This window comes from Pseudomonas sp. Sample_24, assembly GCF_004307605.1.
Taxonomy (GTDB): Bacteria; Pseudomonadota; Gammaproteobacteria; order Pseudomonadales; family Pseudomonadaceae; genus Aquipseudomonas.
The window spans coordinates 41,184-57,399 of record NZ_RCNW01000468.1; the positions used below are offsets into that span (position 1 = coordinate 41,184).

Here is a 16,216-nt window from a genome sequence, read left to right on the forward strand (position 1 = left end):
ACCGTGCGACGCAACTCAACAACTATGCCCTACCCCCAACGCTTCCGCCATGCGAACCAGGTCGGCAAAGGACCGCGCGTGCATCTTTTTCATGGCATGGGAGCGGTGAATCTTGATGGTGATTTCGCTCAGATTCATCTCACCAGCGATCTGCTTGTTCATCAGGCCTCTTACGGCAAGGGCCATGACTTCTTTTTCCCGGACCGTCAGTGACTGGTAGTCGGCATGCAGGTTCGAAGATTGCCGTTCGAGTTCCCGGCGCTTGATATCGGTTTGCAGCGCAGACGATACCGCGTCGAGCAGGTCCTGTTCACGAAACGGTTTCGCCAGAAAATCCACGGCCCCAGCTTTCATCGCCTTGACCGACATCTCGATATCGCCATGGCCCGTGATGAAAATAATCGGGATCGCGGTGTTTGACTCAACCAGTTGACGCTGGAAATCCAGGCCACTATTGCCTTGCAGGCGCACATCGAGGACCAGGCAACTGGCGCTAGCGGTCTTTGGATGAAGGAGAAATTCCGTGGTTGAAGCGAAGGTTTCGACACGGATGCCGGCAGAGCGCAATAGATTGCTCAATGCATCGCGAATGGAGGCGTCGTCATCGACCACGTACACAATAGAACCATTGCTTTGCGGCTCACTGGAGGGTGCGCTCATGCATGGAACTCTTCGGAAAATTGAGGAAAAAAAAGTGTAGCACAGCCTGATTGGGTGTCTGGGATGCCTTTCCTGCCAAGTGCCAGCAGCACAGCCAGGCACTTGAAGCTATGCAATAAAACGCGGCTGCAACGCTGAAATCAACGAGAAAAAACCCCGTGGCGAACGCAGTAGCGCGTCGACCTGGGTACTGTAACTTTTCCCGCGAGTGCACCAACTGCAAAAGTGTTCGCAGTTATTGGAGAAAATCCGGTAATGGCGTTCACCGACTCTCGAGCGCGCGCGACTGACGATTTCATCGCTGGAATATTCACAATGTTCCCGCAGTACCCAGACGGGTTTGCCGCTGGCGAAACTGTCCAGATCAGTCACCTCGATCGGCCCCGGTTTGATTGAACTGCTGTACCCGGCGTAATGGGCAACACAGCCGCCTCCAAGGTAGATCCCATGATGGACGTAAAACCGGCGCGGACTGATCAGATGCGAGCCCACTGGCACTTGGCTCAGTGATCGTTCGATGTTTATCAGCGGTTCGGCGCACAGGTAGTTCTGTAACAGGCGAGCATCTGACACCCGGTTGAAAACGGCGGTTATCAGCGCCACTGCTTGCAATGCTTTTGCACGCACAAATGAACACTTTTCGATGACATTGGCTATTGAGCTTTTCACGATAAAGTTCTCCGCAACCCTTGAGGCTCAATATATCGCCGAGGTTGCGGAGCTTCATTTGTACCTGCGATTAGTTCGTTCGAACCATTAATATGCCCCACTTAAACTTAAGTATTAAGTCAGCCCTGCAGCACCGGCAGCGTGAACTGGACAGTGGCCCCGCCAGGCTGGTTGGCACCTGCCCATAAACGCCCGCCATGGGCTTCGATGATCGAGCGACAGATCGACAAACCCAACCCCAGGCCAGTCGGCTTGGTGGTGTAGAACGAGGTGAATACCTGGTCGGTGTTGTCCACGGGAAATCCCGGGCCTGAATCACTGACGCTGACCCGCAAATAGCCGGCATCGCCCGGCACCACGCTGATCTGCAATTGCCGCTCGCCTTCCTTGGTACTGCTCATGGCTTCCAGGGCATTCATGATCAGGTTCAGCAGCACTTGTTGCAGCTCGACACGATCGCCTTCAACCAGTGGCAGTCCATCGGTGAGCTGGGTCTGCAATACAGTGCCACTTTTCATGATCTGGCTACGGGTAAAGCCGATCATTTCGCCAATGGCCGCGTTGATGTCCACCGGCCCTTTCTGCGGCGGCGCCTTGCGGATGTGCCCGCGGATCCGCCCCAGCACATCCGCAGCCCGGTTGGCATCCTCGATCAGGCGGCTGAGCACATGACGGACTTCGTCGAGTTCGGGTGGCTGGATATTCAACCAGCGCTGCGCGGCATTGGCGTTGAGGATGGCGGCAGCAATCGGCTGGTTGACTTCGTGCGCGATCGACGCCACGAGCTGGCCCATGGTCGCGACGCGGTTGGCGTGGGACAACTCGGTCTGCACCTCACGATAGCGTCGTTCGCTTTCGCGGATTTTTTCTTCCGCCTGCTTGCGTTCGCTCAGGTCCAGCACGAAAGCCACGCCTTCCTTGCTGTCCGCTTCAAACATGGCCAGCCCCACAATGACTGGCAGTCGACTGCCATCCTTTTTGAAGTATTCCTTTTCGAAGGGTTGGGCGTGGCCGGTTTGTACCGCCTCCAGCATGGAGCGCTCGCTGGCTTCGCGATACTCCGGCACCGTCATCTCACGCCAGCTCATGCGGCCCGAGACAAGATCCTCGCGAGTGAAGCCCAGCATGCGCAGGAACGCATCATTGGCCTCGACGATGTCACCTTCGGCGTTCCATACGACAATGCCAATGATGTTGGCGTCCACCAGACGCCGGATTTTTGCCTCGCGCTCTGCGACCTCGCGGTACAAACGAGCATTTTCCAGCGAGATCGCCGCCTGCGACGCCACCAGTTTGAGCACGGCGATCCGGTCGGGGCTGAACACCCTGGCGGTCAGATTGTTTTCGAGGTAGAGCGCCCCCACCAACTTGGCCTGGATCATCAGGGGCAGGCAGAGAATCGACCGTGCGCACTGCTGACGAATGTAGGGGTCGGTAGCAAACATCGCCTCGGCCGCGGCATCGTCGAGCACAACACTCTCGCGGGTGCGCAACACATGATAGAGAACAGACTCCGGCAACAACTGCGCGCTGACCGGTGAATCGCTCAATTGCGTTGTATTGTCGCTGGTGACTTGTGCTGCTATGCGCAGCTCTGCCCCTTCCGTCAGGATCAACAACCCCCGTTCGGCACCGGCCTGTTCGATGGCGGTGAACATGACCGTATCGATGAGTTTTTCCAGCATGATTTCACCCGACAGGGCCTGGGACACCTTGAGTACCGTGGCAAGGTCCAGGTGTTCGACCGCCGCGGCCATGGTGGTGGTCGGGCCGAGCCTGTGTTCTTCGGATCTCAGCGAGGGATACTTTGCGTCCAGCTGCCGCACCTTGCCATCGGCGCCCCAACGTAAATAGCCGTAGCGGGCGTCCTGCAGATAGGCATGGGCAATCCTGACCAGACCGCGCTTGGCGTAGAAGCGTGATGCAAGTTCGCTGGCAAGCGCCTCTATATGGACAAAGCCGGTCTCCTGTGCCTGGTGAATCGCTTGCTCGTACAACAATTCGGCATCAACCACACGCCCCTCGATTCGGGCAATTTCAGCACCGACCAAAGTTGCCCTGCTGGCAAAGTTTTCCGGGCACTGTTCCGCCCAGGTCTGCAGTTGCCGACAGTCAGCCGCCATGGCGAGCAGATGTTCCGCTTGCTCGCTCACCGGGGTGCCATCGCAGCAGGCTGCACGGGCCAGTGCATCATAGAAATAAAACTCGGCTTCCTCGAAGAACGCCTGACAAACCCAGAGTAACCGCTGCGCCTTGGCGGCGGCTTTCATGGCCGCTTCAGGTTCATCGGCGAGGTAGCGAGCCTGCAATTTGCGGACCCAGTACAAGCACTCAGCCAATACCAGATCCGGGCTACTGGACAAGTGGGCTTCGGTGCCTTGCTCATTCAACTCGCCTTCATCAAGACGACCGAAGGTAGGCGTCAGGCCTCTCAACATCCGGATCAGCTTCAATTGTGTGACGATAAAATCAACCACCAAACCGAAGCGCACCTTCCTGGCGTAAGCCAGCCCCTGTTCAGACTCACCTTGCACCTCGGACAACGGCTCGCCGGCGAAGAGCAAGTCGGCAGTGAGATTGTTGCCGGCATAGGCGCCATAGGGCAGATCACCGATACGGTTCGCCGCCACAAACGAACGGCGCAGCAGGTCGCGGCATTGCTTTACGGGTTTCATCCAGCGCACAGCGAAACACGAGAAGCACAGATAGGTACTGGCCTCGAATCGAGTCAGGCCGCGCTGTTCAACCAGGTCGCAACCCAACTGACCGAATCGAAAGCCTATCTGGTAGTCGCCGAACCGCCGACCGGCGACCCTGAACACGTTGGCGTAGAGCACACACGACGCATCGCAGTTACCCCACTCGAGGCTCAGGCTGACCGCCTTGCAAATCAGCAGGTCCGTCAGGTTCGCATCGGTCTGTAAGGCAGGCGCGAAGAGTTTGCCCAGTGCATTGACTGTCACAAGGGACGTCGGATCAGTCATCAACGGCAGATCGATAAGTTCCTCGATTGCCCGATCCCCCAGCAACGACCCGATGTGGTCATACTCACGCCGCACTTCATCGTCACTCGGATGTGCCGACCACTTGATACCCACATGCTGCAGGTAAGCGAGACAGACAGCGACCGCAGCATCGCTGCGGTCCAGAAGCAGGTAGACGTCCATTTGCAGACAAGCAACGCTGGCTCGCTCTGTCACCGTTATGGCGCGCGCCGAAAGCGCCGTCAGACGTTCGTTCGCGATAGCGAGTTGACCGGTCAGGAGTTCGCATTCGGCCCTGTTCAACTCCAGTGCAAAGATCAGCCCATGCCGGCGCCCCCAGCAGTCTTCACCCGATAATTGCACACCCATGCTCAGATAATTAAGCGCGGAAGCGTATGCAGTCGAAGCCTTGGCACGCTGGCCGGCAATCAGGTTGAACTCGGCCAATTGCTCCCGCTCGCCCCGCTCAGTGAGCAGCGACGCGCCGAGATTAAGCTGGCCGACGATTTCAAAGATTGACGCTTCCAGATCCTCTGCAGGCGTCTGCGACGCCAGCAGCCGGCCGATTCTCAGGTGGGCCTGGGCGCGTGAGTCCTTGGGGATCAGTGAATAAGCGGCTTCATGGATGCGGTCATGGACAAAACCATAGGCATCGTCCAGCCGTTCGACCAGCTCCTGGCGAATCGCCTCCCACAACACGCTACGAACCTGCGCCTTGGGTACGCCCATGGCAGTCGAAAGCGCGGTGATGCCGGCAACGTGCCCCAGACAGGCAAGTTGCTGCAACGCCTGCTGTGTCTCGGCCTTCAAGCGGGACAGTTTATCGACCATAAGGTCGACGATGTTCTCGGTATAACCCTTGGCATGGATACGATCCGGATCCCAGCACCAGCGCCGCGCCTCATGATCGAACGTCAGCAGTTGCTCCTCGGCGAGCGCTTGCAAAAACTGGATCACGAAGAAGGGATTGCCGGCGGTTTTGTCCAATACCAACTGCGCCAGAGGCTCGATACGCGCCACCTCGGCATGCAGCGCCTCGGCGATCAACTGTTCGATGTGCGACTTGGCCAAGGGCGCCAGGGTGATTTCATCGACCCGACCGCCCGCATTGCGAATGGCCCTGAGTTTGCTCGACAGCGGGTGCGTGCCATCCACTTCGTTGCTGCGATAGGCGCCTACCAGCATCAGGTGGCGCACATCCGGACTGGTCAGCAGGTCTTCCAGCAGATCGAGTGTCGCCGCATCGAGCCACTGCAAATCGTCGAGAAACAGGGCGAGCGGGTGTTCGGCCCGGGCAAAAACGCCGATAAAGCGCCGGAACACCAGAAGGAAACGCCGCTGCGCCTGTTGCGGGTCCAGGGCCGGGACCAGTGGCGGCTCGCCGATGATCAGCTTGAGTTCCGGGATGAGGTCGGTCATGAGCCGCGCATTGGCATCCAGCGCCTGTTGCAACGCCTCACGCCAGTTCGCCAACTCCGTATCGTTCTTGCCCAGCAGCGAGCGCACCAGGCTTTGAAACGCCTGCACCAGCGTCGAATAGGGGACGTCGCGCCGGTACTGATCGAACTTGCCGGAGGCGAAGATCCCGCGCGGTGGTACCAGCACTTTGTGCAATTCGTTGACCACCGACGACTTGCCGATACCGGAATAGCCGGTGACCAGCACCAGCTCCGGCGCACCGTTTTCAACGATTCGACCGAACGCGGCAACCAGCTTGTCAACCTCCTGTTCGCGCCCGTACAGTTTCTCGGGAATCAGCAAGCGGTCGCAGGTGCCGTGTTCGCTCAGGGTAAATGCATTGATCTGGCGCTGTTGCTGCCAGTCGGCCAGGCATCTGCGCAGGTCATGCTCAACGCCCGCCGCCGTCTGATAGCGATCCTCGGCGGTTTTGGCGAGCAGTTTCATGACGAGGTCGGACAGTGCTTCGGGAACGCTTTCAACGCGCGAGCTCGGTGGCAGCGGTTTCTTCGCGATGTGGCAATGCACCCACTCGATCGGGTCGGTGGCGGTGAACGGCAGCGAGCCGGTCAGCATCTGGTACAGGGTGACGCCGAAGGAATAGAGGTCGCTGCGCGAATCGATCGAGCGATTCATCCGGCCGGTCTGCTCAGGCGCCATGTAGGCAAGCGTACCAGCGATGGTCTCCGGCGCGTGCCGCTCGCGGGGCAGCCGTGAAGCAAGACCGAATCCGGTGAGCCGGGCCTGCCCGTCGGCACAGTTCACCAGGATATGACTGGGCTTGATGTCTTTATGCACAAGTCCACGCTGATGAAGCTTGCCCAGGACCACTGCAATGCCAATGGCGTGATACAAAAAGCTGGTGATGTCCATGGGCGCCTCCAGCAACCGAACCAGCGGCTCGCCACCGGGGTCTTCGAGCACCAGTTGCATCTGCCCGGCTTCACGCAGCATTTCAAGCGGCCGTACCGCCCAACTGCCTTCCAGCTCATCCTTTAATGCAAATTCATGGGCGAGACGGCCAAGACAGGCCGGCAGCGGCTGTTCGGCAGCGGGACGCGCCACCAGAACGTGGCTTTCACCGCCAGCACTGGAGCGTAATTCCCGACAGAAGATACGCTCACCATCGTCCCAAAGAATTTGCATGTTGTTATCCATCGCAGAGGGAACAAAAGTCGTGTTTTGCCTGGCATTTGCCGTCGGATCAGCCATCCGGAAGCGTCGCGCCGCTTCAGATTAGCTGTTTATTGGCACGCGCCAAGTACGCATGCTCGCCATATGAGCAATTGAACACCGCCCACGATGTCATTGAATGGTCGGTGGTACATCAACACTTAGATCTTAGCGACCTATACATAGATATACTTTTCCCCCTTTCAGTACCGCGTATCGTGTAGTAACGACAGGCGCATTCACGAGCCAGACCACATGACGCAAAACACCCCGATGCGCACTGCAACCACCATTGCCATCGTCGATGATGACGATTCCGTCCGCGGTGCCCTGGAAAGCCTGGTGCGATCCAGTGGCTACAAAACCCGAACCTATTGCAGCGCCGTGGAGTTCCTCGACGCCAACGCCACCACTGAAACAGATTGCCTGGTTTCCGACATCCAGATGCCGGGGATGAGCGGCGTGGAGATGCTTGAGCGTCTCATCGCGACGGGTTACCACATCCCTACAATTTTAATCACTGCCTACCCAGGAGCGGCTCCGCCCCTGGGCTCCCATTCTCCAGAGCTGATTGCCTGCCTGCCCAAACCCTGCGACGCCGACAGGTTGCTCAACTGCATCGAAGCCGCCCTCCTCCAGCGTCACTGAAAACCCGCATTGATGCCATTCGAATGCCGTCTCGAAGAGTTTTTGCCCGTACCCACTTGTGCAAAACGGATTGAATTCATGACCACGTCATCAGCGGCCACAGGGCGGCAGTGACCTGCCACCCGGCCGTCGCGTATCGATGAGTCCGGATCACTTTTTGATCGGCGTCACCAGAGGCATATCCCCACTGTCGACGACGAACACCGCCAACAGGCGCGCAGGTTCGGTGTCACTGGCGTTGGCGCTGACTTCGTGCACGGAACCCGGCTCTTCTACGAAATTTTCGCCGACACGGTAGATCTTTTCAGGCTCGCCTTTGATCTTGATGCGGAACGAGCCCTCGAGGACCGTGGCATAGATGAATGCGGTTTTCGGATGGGTGTGTGCTGGCGATGCGGCGCCTGGCCCATACTCGACCATCACACCTTTCATGCTCTTGCCGGGGATGTTGGGAATGGGACGGTCGAACACGACGGTCACCTTGCCGGGGGGTGGCTCAGCAGCCGAAACCGACGCTGCACCGATCGACAGCGTTGCAAAGACAGCGGCTAACAGCAGACGAGTAACCATGGTGATTGCTCCTTCGTGGAAGCGAAAGTGATGATGCGCAGGGTTATCGGGTCGAGGACTGAGCGAGCCAGTCTTCGAAGCGGATGGCGCCCAGGCGTGCGTTCTTGCCGGCGGTCAGCGATTGGTCGTCGAGCACGGAGCCGAAGTAACGTGCGTTCACGTCCGCAACGACCTTGCGGTTGTCCTGGGTGGCCCGCAGGAAGCGCCTGACCAGTTCGTCGATCGGCAAGGCTTCGGGACCTGCGACTTCGACCGTGCCATTGACCGGTGCCGCCAGCACCACGTCGGCCAGCGCCGCCACAACGTCGTCGGACGCTATTGGCTGAATCAGCGCCGGCGATGCGTAAATCGCGTCACCGACGGCGAACGACTGGGCAATGCCGCCGACGAACTCGAAGAACTGCGTGGCCCGCAGCAGCGTGTAAGGAATGCCGGACGCCTTGATCAGTTTTTCTTGCGCGACCTTGGCCCGGAAGTAACCGTTATCGGGCAACCGATCAGTGCCGACAATCGACAACGCGACATGATGGCGAACCCCGGCAGCCGCTTCGGCGGCCAGTAGGTTGCGGCTCGAGGTTTCGAAGAAATCGAGAACGGCCTGATCTTCCCACGACGGCGCGTTCGCCACGTCCACCACGACATCAGCACCATCCATCGCTTCGGCCAGGCCTTCGCGGGTGATGCTGTTCACGCCTGTGCTCGGGCTGGCGGCGAGCACGTCATGCCCGCGTTCCTGAAGGATGTTCACAAGTTTCGATCCGATGAGGCCGGAGCCTCCGATGACGACGATCTTCATGGGTTTTCTCCATTTGTCGACTGCAACCGTTGCGTCGGTGTGGAACAAGAATGCCTGGGCATCCGGACCGAGTCCTTGCGCCGGCCTTGGCTTTGTCTTGGCGAATCCTTGGATTTATGTCCAAAGCAGCTGTCCAACCGCCCGGATCGCAGACGGTGCAGCGGCTTTTGAGCTGCCGTATCATTAACGTTCAATCGACAATCGCCTGGGACACGGAGTCGAAGGCGCTGCGCCAGGGGAAGCTCACGTTGCAGTTCGCATTTGATGATTTCGTGCTCAATCAGGATCGCCGGGAACTGACTTTGCGCGGGCAGGCCGTCGCTGTCGGCCCGCAGGTCTTCGATCTATTGCTGCTGTTCGTCAGCAACCCCGATCGCGTGGTCAGCAAGGACGAGTTGCTCGAAGGGGTGTGGAGCGGGCGGATCGTTTCGGAGTCGACGATCACCAGCCACATCAACGCGGTGCGCAAGGCTATCGGCGATACCGGCGAAGAACAGCGTCTGGTGCGCACGATTGCCCGCAAGGGTTACCGTTTCGTCGGACAGGTCAGGGTCGACGACAGCGGACAAGCGCCACCAGCCGACCTTGATCGACAGCCCGTGCCCCCCAGGCAAGCATCCCCTGCTGTTCTCGCCCTGCCGGACAAACCCTCGATTACGGTCCTGCCTTTCCATAACCTGAGCGGCGATCCGGAGCAGGAATACTTCGCTGACGGCGTCGTGGAAGACATCATCGCCGCGCTGTCGCGTATCCGCTGGCTGTTCGTCATCGCGCGCAACTCCAGCTTCACCTACAAGGGCCGGTCAGTGGACGCTCAGGGTGTAGGCCAGGAATTGGGAGTGCGTTATGTGCTTGAAGGCAGCGTGCGCAAATGCGCAAACAAGGTGCGCATCACCGGACAGCTGATCGACGCGACAAGCGGGACGCATATCTGGGCGGAGCGCTTCGAAGGTTTGCTCGACGACATCTTCGAGTTGCAGGATCGCATCACCGAAAGCGTGGTCGGCGCCATCGCGCCGCAACTGGAACAGGCAGAAATCGAGCGCGCCAAACGCAAGCCGACGGAAAGCCTGGGCGCCTACGATTACTATTTGCGCGCCATGGCCAATCTGCACAGCGGCAGCCGCGAAGCCATCGAGCAGGCGTTGCCGATGTTCTACACAGCGATCGAGCTCGACCCGGAATTTTCCTCGGCCTATGGCATGGCCGCCTGGTGCCACTTCTGGCGCAAGCTCAATGGCTGGATGGCCGATCGACCTGGCGAGATCGCCGAGGGCATTCGCCTGGCGCGCCTGGCGGTGGCTTTGGGCCGCGATGATGCGGTTGCATTGACCCGTGGCGGCCATGCACTGGCCCATCTCGCGGGTGAAGTGGACGGCGGCATCGCCCTGCTGGACAGGGCCAGGCTGCTCAATCCCAATCTGGCACCCGCCTGGTACCTGGGCGGCATCCTGCGCGCATTGCACGGTGAAACAGACATGGCCATCAAGGATTTGAGCCATGCCGTGCGCTTGAGTCCGCTGGATCCGGAAATGTTCAGAATGCAAGTCGGGATGGCGCTCGCGAATTTCTTCGCCGGTCAATTCGATGCCGCCGCCCACTGGGCGGAAAAGGCACTGGGCAACCTGCCCAGCCTGCTTCCCGCCGCGGCGTTGCTGGCGGCCAGCCATGCCTTCGGCGACCGAATAGATAAGGCGACACTGGCGATGCAACGCCTGCGTGAGCAGGACCCAACGTTGCGCCTGTGCAACCTCCAGGACTGGCTGCCGATCCAGCGGCCTGTGGATCTCGCGCTGTTCGCCGATGGATTGCGGTTGGCGGGCATGCCGGAGTGACAGACAGCCCTTAGGCCACTGGTCGCATGCCACTTGATCTATAGATTCATAATACCTAATTTTGTGTCTATGGACTCAAACAGGTAACGAACATGGCCGTCGCCGCGCAAGCGCAATCGTTCAGCAAAAACCAGTGCGTCACCGGGCTGCGTGCCGCCGTGAGCATTTTGGAAAAATGGCAGGCCGGCAGCGAGCAGGCGTGTCACATTCTGCGCATTTCCCGCAGCACCTACACCCGCGCACGGCAGCGTGACCCTGACTGGTCAGTGGCGCTGGATGCAGACCAGATGCAGCGCATCAGTTTTGTGCTGAACATTCACGCCACCCTGCGCCTGGTGTTCGATAACCCCGAGAACGTCTACGGTTTCCCGTCGATGGCCAATGACAACGAGTTTTTCAATGGCCGCAGCCCGCTGGAGATCATGGCCCAGGGCGACATGATTTCGTTGTACGAAACCTTCCGGCGCATTGATGTGCTGCGTGGCGCGCAGTGGTGAAGGTGGCTGAGCTGCCGGTGTTTGCCGGCAAGCCGTTGCAGGCGTATCGGCTGGTCAACTCGAAGTTTCCGCCGATTGCCTTGTTCGAAGACGTGGCTGACGCGGACGAGTTCGACGTGCTGTTCGAGATTCAGGCGCTGGTCAATCCCCGACTGAAGAATGAAGTGGGTCAACTGGAGCTGATTCCACGAAGTGAAATTCCGTTCGGCATCCCCGGGTGTTCCTATGCGACGGCGCCGTTTACTCACGTCAATCCGGCCGGTTCGCGGTTCAGTGATGGCAGCTTTGGGGTGTTGTACCTTGCCGACTCGATGGAAACCGCGCTGGCCGAGGTGCGGTATCACCAGAGCCTGTACTGGTCGAAAGTGCCAAGCCTGAACTATGAACGCTTTGTGTTTCGCGGGCTGACCTGCACTTTTGGTGATGCGGGAATGAAGGACGCGGCCACCCTGCCGACCCATGACCCGATCTATGCGCCGGACGACTACAGCCAGTCACGAGTGCTGGGCCGGGAAATCAGGATGGCTCGCTGCCCCGGGCTGCGCTATCACTCGGTGCGTCTGCCGGGCAGCTTGTGCTGGGCATTGATGACGCCCAAACCTGTGTCGTCGATCATCCAGAGCGCCCATTACGAGATGGTCTGGAACGGCCAGATCACCAGCGTCAGCCAGATCAGCGAGGCTTGAGGCGGCGTTTCTTGCCTGCCGATCGGGCAGCTCAATGGCAACAACGCTGGCCGACCCGGCAGAAACACGATGCCGATATCTCCACATCGGCACGGGCCATGGCCAGATCGAGGCGGATCTTTGCAGCCGCCGCTTCTGCCTCGCGCCCCAGGCGCGTCAGGCATTCGACATAACCATGCAGGCTCCAGACGTTGTCCAGATGCCAGGATGCCCGGCTGAGTGTGTTATCCAGTCCCAGATCGGCGCGATAGGCCTGCAAGGCTTCTTCTACCCTGCCCTGCTCAAGCAACAGGGCGCCAAGCGCGTGGCGTACCGGTTGCATCCAGCCCCAAGGCTCGTCGTACGGCAAGTGATCGTCCAGCGCTTGTGCCTCGCGCAGGTGGGCGAAGGCCTCGTCCACATGACCTTTGCGGTACTCGATTTCCCCGCGCAACATGCCCCCGGCCACGGCCAGGATGTCGTTGCAGGTGTTGTTGAACAGGTAGCGAGTGTCCGGCACCCGTGCCCAGGCTTCGAGGAAGTGCTGCTGTTCGGCTTCAGCGGCAGCGACCTGCCCGCACGCCGCGTGCGCCACGCCTTTGGCGTAATGCAGCATGGCGGTGGTCACGCAGTACAACGCCGGATCGTGGGGTAACGGCGTTGCGAGAATGTCCTGCCATTTGCCGAAGCGGATCTGCACGTGCAGCTTCATCGAAACGAAGCCTTCCAGCCAGTCGGCCATGGGCGGTTGCTCAACGCGCAGCAGTTCTTCCTTGATCGTCGCGCTCATCTGTTCGGCAGCGTCCAGCGCCGGTTGATACTGGCCGAGAAACATCGCTGCATAGAGTTTGAAGTGGTAGTTGTGGCATCGGTACAGGGTGTAGAAATTGAGCGGGCCTTCTTGCGCCAGGTATTGGCTGTCGACCTCGATCGCGCGGCTGTTGGTGATCATCGCGCCACGGTAATCGCCGCACAGCACGTCGATGTGCGACGGCATGTGGCGCAAATGACCGGCGTCCGGCACCAGGTCCCGCAGCATGTCGCCGGCGCGCAGTGCCCGTTCCGGGTACGGCGACATTTCCATGGTATGCACATACATATGCAGCACGCCGGGGTGCGGTGTCTCACCCTTCGGAGTCATGCGCTGCAGCGCCTGCTCCAGCACGGCCACAGTTTCCAGCGTGTCGGCGCCGGGGGCCGGGGTGCCGGTTTTCAGGTCCCAGAGTTGCCAGGGCGTGCGGTCGATCAACGCTTCAGCGAACAGTGCCGTGACATCCGGATCGTCGGGAAAGGCTTGGTAGACCTCACGCATGGCGGCGGCGTAAGCATCGTTCCAGGTGAGGAGTTCGTCGAGGGTCGTGGCCTGCTCGGACTGATAGCGTTGCTGCAGTGCGCGAATCAGCGCCTGTTCCACCGCCGTTGCGCCGTCCAGGTGCACCAATGCAATTTGCGTCGCCAACCGGGCCTGGGCCACGGCCTCCTTGAGTTCCTGCTCGATGAAAGCATCCCAACGCTTGTTGTAGTTGGGGCCGCTGGCATAGGCGATCCCCCAGTAAGCCATCGCACATTCGCGGTCATGTTCGAGGGCTTTGTGAAAGCAGCGGATGGCCTCGTCGTGGTTGTAGCCGTAGCACCACATCAGGCCGCGGTCGAACCAGAGCTGGGCTTGTGGCGAACTCGTTGTCACCGGGCGGCTGTAGGTGCCCAAATCGTAGTAGTCATGCATCGGTTTACCCTCCCGATCAGAGCGTGAAACCCGCGAAGAAACAGGATACCCCCACGCTTGTGCCCAGGCAGTGCAGCCGACGACAGGTCAGGCCGCATCATCACGCCCACGGGAGGTAGCTCGTTCGCTCTATCAATGTCGTCGATGTCCACCATCACTTCAATGAAGTTCTCTTAAAAACTGCGCGGCGTAACATCAGCTCCATACCAACCAACAACACCCCGGAGCACACGATCATGAAACGCCAAACCATCCTCAGCATCGCTTTCTCGGTTTTCGCAGTTAACGCATTTGCCGCGACTTCTGTTCAACCCGTCGTCGCTGAAGGCGGCTCGGATCGACTGATCGAAAGCCGTGTGGCTGAAGGGGGTTCGGATCGTTTGATCCAGAATCGTGTCGCTGAAGGCGGCTCTGATCGCCTGATCGAAAACCGCGTCGCTGCCGATGGTTCGGATCGTTTGAAAGGTAACGAAGTAGCCGCCGATGGCTCGGATCGTCTGCAAGGCAACACCGTCGCTGCCGATGGTTCCGACCGCCTGAAAGGTAACGAAGTAGCCGCCGATGGCTCGGATCGTCTGCAAGGCAACACCGTCGCTGCCGATGGTTCCGACCGTCTGAAAGGTAACGAAGTAGCCGCCGATGGCTCCGACCGCCTGCAAGGCAACACCGTTGCATAATCAATCGCAACATCGCGGTACCCAGCAAAAAGCCCGGCCTGATCAGCCGGGCTTTTTCGTGTGCGGCATCATGCGACCGATTGGCACATCTTGCGGTACGCCGCCGGCAACAAGCCCACGCGCTGGCGCAAGAGCCTGCGGAACGAGTTTCCATCTTCGTAGCCCACGGCGTAGGTGATGCTGTCCAGGATCATGCGGGTGGATTCCAGCAACTGGGTGGTGATGCGCGGCCGGTTCCGTTCAGTGAAAGGTACGGTGCCACCCGGCGAATTTGTCCGCGAACTGGGGTTGTCGGAACTGTCGATGCAAATGCCTTCGTGGCTGACGGAGTGGTCACAAAGTTGCGACGACATGAGCCTTCATCTGCGGGACGAAGAGGCGCCGCGGGCTCGACAGGCACAGGCCGTAGAATGACAGTCGCGGGGGTGCACTTTATCCTGTCGCTCCATCCACTGCCCGGAGACACCTGTGCCCTCCTTGACTGCCCGCGAGGTTTACCAGCAATTGCGCGACGCCGCCCTGGGCCTGCGCTCGCTCCAGCGTCTTGATGAACAATCTGAGCCTGGCATGGTGCAGGTCGATATCGATGGCTGGCGTTTGCGCCTTGATATCGACGCTGGTCGCCTGCGCCACTGCCTCGGCTGCCAGAGTGCGGACGGGCGGATTTTCGATGGAGGGCAACGTTTCGGCACCGATCCGGTGAGCTTGCTCAGCACCTGGGAACTGGCGCAGATCGAGCAGTTATTGGCTGCGGCTGTAACAGATTGATTACACCATTGAGCTTCGTACCAACGTCTGTGCTGTGATACATAAGACCTGATGCGCATCCCATGCCCAAGAGGTTTGCTTATGTTCCACTGCCCACGCTTGCCGCAACTGCTGAGCGGCGCCCTGCTCGGCTTGGTCGCCGCAGCTGCTCACGCTGCCCCTTCCCCTGCCCCCGATGCCCTGCAACCGTTACTGGCAACCATCAATGAGCGCCTGAATATTGCCGATCAGGTGGCGCTGACCAAGTGGGACAGTGGCAAGCCAATCCAGGATACAGCCCGCGAAGCGCAAGTCATTGCCAACGCCCGCAAGCAGGCGGTTCAGCAAAAACTTGACCCGGACGAAGCGGCCGAATTGGTTGCGGCGCAGATCGAAGCCAACAAACTGGTGCAGTATGGGCTGCTCGCTGTCTGGCAAGCCGCCCGCAAGGCACCCGACGTGCCACGGCCCGACCTGAGTCAAATCCGGCCAAAACTGGATATGCTGCAAGTCCGCCTGTTGCAGCAATACGCCGATTTCATGCCCTATCGCGTCGACCCGGAATGCCCTAACTGGCTGGCCGAACAACGCGCCAGCCTGATCAAGGATGCCCTGCATGGCCAGGCATTGATCCGCGCAACCGGTGAATTGTGCGTGACGGATCAATGACCGCATCCATTGACTGCGTCGATAGTCACCATTGATTCAATGAAGTTCTCTTAAAAACTGCACGGCGTAACATTGGCTCCATACCAACCAACAACACCCCGGAGCACACGATCATGAAACGCCAAACCATCCTCAGCATCGCTTTCTCGGTTTTCGCAATCAACGCATTTGCCGCGACCTCTATTCAACCTGTAGTCGCGGAAGGCGGCTCGGATCGACTGATTGAAAATCGTGTGGCTGAAGGGGGTTCGGATCGTCTGATCCAGAATCGTGTCGCAGAAGGCGGTTCCGATCGCCTGATCGAAAACCGCGTCGCCGCCGATGGTTCGGATCGCCTGCAAGGCAACACCGTCGCTGCCGATGGCTCCGACCGCCTGCAAGGCAACACCGTCGCTGCCGATGGCTCCGACCGCCTGCAAGGCAACACCGTCGCTGCCGATGG

Annotated in this window: 14 protein-coding genes and 2 pseudogenes; 9 read left to right on the forward strand and 7 right to left on the reverse strand. The window is 59.6% G+C overall.

What is annotated here, in order from left to right; translation table 11 throughout:
- Window positions 1-15 precede the first annotated feature (15 nt).
- The 3 genes from D8V06_RS26910 to D8V06_RS26920 form a co-directional block, all read right to left on the reverse strand.
- Window positions 16-660: a response regulator transcription factor gene (locus D8V06_RS26910; protein WP_130932152.1), complete on the reverse strand. Its 645-nt coding sequence runs from the start codon at window positions 658-660 to the stop codon at window positions 16-18.
- Window positions 661-768: 108 nt separating this feature from the next.
- Window positions 769-1,233: a lecithin retinol acyltransferase family protein gene (locus D8V06_RS26915; RefSeq protein WP_241667870.1), complete on the reverse strand. Its 465-nt coding sequence runs from the start codon at window positions 1,231-1,233 to the stop codon at window positions 769-771.
- 215 nt (window positions 1,234-1,448) lie between these two features.
- Window positions 1,449-6,917, reverse strand: coding sequence for a trifunctional serine/threonine-protein kinase/ATP-binding protein/sensor histidine kinase (locus D8V06_RS26920; RefSeq protein WP_130932154.1), 5,469 nt, complete (start codon window positions 6,915-6,917; stop codon window positions 1,449-1,451).
- Between the two features lie 282 nt (window positions 6,918-7,199).
- On the opposite strand from D8V06_RS26920, the gene D8V06_RS26925 reads away from it, so the two are divergent.
- Complete coding sequence (locus D8V06_RS26925) at window positions 7,200-7,592, forward strand: response regulator (protein ID WP_130905076.1); 393 nt, start codon at window positions 7,200-7,202, stop codon at window positions 7,590-7,592.
- Window positions 7,593-7,742: 150 nt separating this feature from the next.
- Here D8V06_RS26925 and D8V06_RS26930 read toward each other — a convergent pair whose 3' ends face one another.
- Both D8V06_RS26930 and D8V06_RS26935 read right to left on the reverse strand, forming a co-directional pair.
- Window positions 7,743-8,162, reverse strand: a complete 420-nt coding sequence (locus tag D8V06_RS26930; protein WP_056856810.1) for a cupin domain-containing protein — start codon at window positions 8,160-8,162, stop codon at window positions 7,743-7,745.
- Between the two features lie 43 nt (window positions 8,163-8,205).
- Window positions 8,206-8,958, reverse strand: a complete 753-nt coding sequence (locus D8V06_RS26935) for an SDR family oxidoreductase (RefSeq protein ID WP_130932155.1) — start codon at window positions 8,956-8,958, stop codon at window positions 8,206-8,208.
- A 248-nt stretch (window positions 8,959-9,206) separates the two neighbouring features.
- On the opposite strand from D8V06_RS26935, the gene D8V06_RS26940 reads away from it, so the two are divergent.
- The 3 genes from D8V06_RS26940 to D8V06_RS26950 all read left to right on the forward strand — a co-directional run bounded on the left by D8V06_RS26940 (window position 9,207) and on the right by D8V06_RS26950 (window position 11,976).
- Window positions 9,207-10,793, forward strand: a complete 1,587-nt coding sequence (locus D8V06_RS26940; protein ID WP_130932156.1) for a winged helix-turn-helix domain-containing tetratricopeptide repeat protein — start codon at window positions 9,207-9,209, stop codon at window positions 10,791-10,793.
- Between the two features lie 92 nt (window positions 10,794-10,885).
- The gene (locus tag D8V06_RS26945) at window positions 10,886-11,290 is read left to right on the forward strand and encodes an antitoxin Xre-like helix-turn-helix domain-containing protein (protein ID WP_130932157.1); all 405 of its coding nucleotides are present in this window, start codon (window positions 10,886-10,888) and stop codon (window positions 11,288-11,290) included.
- Window positions 11,284-11,976, forward strand: coding sequence for an RES family NAD+ phosphorylase (locus D8V06_RS26950; RefSeq protein ID WP_130932158.1), 693 nt, complete (start codon window positions 11,284-11,286; stop codon window positions 11,974-11,976). The genes D8V06_RS26945 and D8V06_RS26950 overlap by 7 nt, the downstream gene beginning before the upstream one ends.
- 31 nt (window positions 11,977-12,007) lie before the next feature.
- Here the strand turns inward: D8V06_RS26950 and D8V06_RS26955 are convergent, their stop codons facing one another.
- Window positions 12,008-13,681 carry a tetratricopeptide repeat protein gene (locus tag D8V06_RS26955; RefSeq protein ID WP_056856814.1) on the reverse strand — a complete coding sequence of 558 codons (1,674 nt, stop codon included), beginning with the start codon at window positions 13,679-13,681 and terminating at the stop codon, window positions 12,008-12,010.
- A 236-nt stretch (window positions 13,682-13,917) separates the two neighbouring features.
- On the opposite strand from D8V06_RS26955, the gene D8V06_RS26960 reads away from it, so the two are divergent.
- On the forward strand, window positions 13,918-14,358 hold the full coding sequence (locus D8V06_RS26960) for a hypothetical protein (RefSeq protein ID WP_130905080.1): 441 nt from the start codon (window positions 13,918-13,920) through the stop codon (window positions 14,356-14,358).
- A 68-nt stretch (window positions 14,359-14,426) separates the two neighbouring features.
- Here D8V06_RS26960 and D8V06_RS26965 read toward each other — a convergent pair.
- Window positions 14,427-14,573: pseudogene (locus tag D8V06_RS26965) on the reverse strand (GlxA family transcriptional regulator); the annotation flags it as partial.
- A 1-nt stretch (window position 14,574) separates the two neighbouring features.
- On the opposite strand from D8V06_RS26965, the pseudogene D8V06_RS30960 reads away from it, so the two are divergent.
- The 4 genes and pseudogenes from D8V06_RS30960 to D8V06_RS26985 all read left to right on the forward strand — a co-directional run.
- Window positions 14,575-14,772: pseudogene (locus D8V06_RS30960) on the forward strand (thioesterase); the annotation flags it as partial.
- 54 nt (window positions 14,773-14,826) lie between these two features.
- Complete coding sequence (locus D8V06_RS26975; protein WP_130932159.1) at window positions 14,827-15,126, forward strand: hypothetical protein; 300 nt, start codon at window positions 14,827-14,829, stop codon at window positions 15,124-15,126.
- A gap of 81 nt (window positions 15,127-15,207) precedes the next feature.
- Complete coding sequence (locus D8V06_RS26980) at window positions 15,208-15,774, forward strand: chorismate mutase (protein WP_056856817.1); 567 nt, start codon at window positions 15,208-15,210, stop codon at window positions 15,772-15,774.
- Between the two features lie 113 nt (window positions 15,775-15,887).
- On the forward strand, window positions 15,888-16,216 hold a 329-nt coding region (locus D8V06_RS26985), incomplete at its 3' end, for a hypothetical protein (protein ID WP_130932160.1).

Excerpts from the sequence above, each read along its gene's own strand:
- D8V06_RS26935 (WP_130932155.1), bottom strand. The coding sequence starts at position 8,958 with ATGAAGATCGTCGTCATCGGAGGCTCCGGCCTCATCGGATCGAAACTT.
- D8V06_RS26925 (WP_130905076.1), top strand. The coding sequence starts at position 7,200 with ATGACGCAAAACACCCCGATGCGCACTGCAACCACCATTGCCATCGTC.
- D8V06_RS26920 (WP_130932154.1), bottom strand. The coding sequence starts at position 6,917 with ATGCAAATTCTTTGGGACGATGGTGAGCGTATCTTCTGTCGGGAATTA.
- D8V06_RS26910 (WP_130932152.1), bottom strand. The coding sequence starts at position 660 with ATGAGCGCACCCTCCAGTGAGCCGCAAAGCAATGGTTCTATTGTGTAC.
- D8V06_RS26960 (WP_130905080.1), top strand. The coding sequence starts at position 13,918 with ATGAAACGCCAAACCATCCTCAGCATCGCTTTCTCGGTTTTCGCAGTT.
- D8V06_RS26945 (WP_130932157.1), top strand. The coding sequence starts at position 10,886 with ATGGCCGTCGCCGCGCAAGCGCAATCGTTCAGCAAAAACCAGTGCGTC.
- D8V06_RS26930 (WP_056856810.1), bottom strand. The coding sequence starts at position 8,162 with ATGGTTACTCGTCTGCTGTTAGCCGCTGTCTTTGCAACGCTGTCGATC.
- D8V06_RS26955 (WP_056856814.1), bottom strand. The coding sequence starts at position 13,681 with ATGCATGACTACTACGATTTGGGCACCTACAGCCGCCCGGTGACAACG.
- D8V06_RS26980 (WP_056856817.1), top strand. The coding sequence starts at position 15,208 with ATGTTCCACTGCCCACGCTTGCCGCAACTGCTGAGCGGCGCCCTGCTC.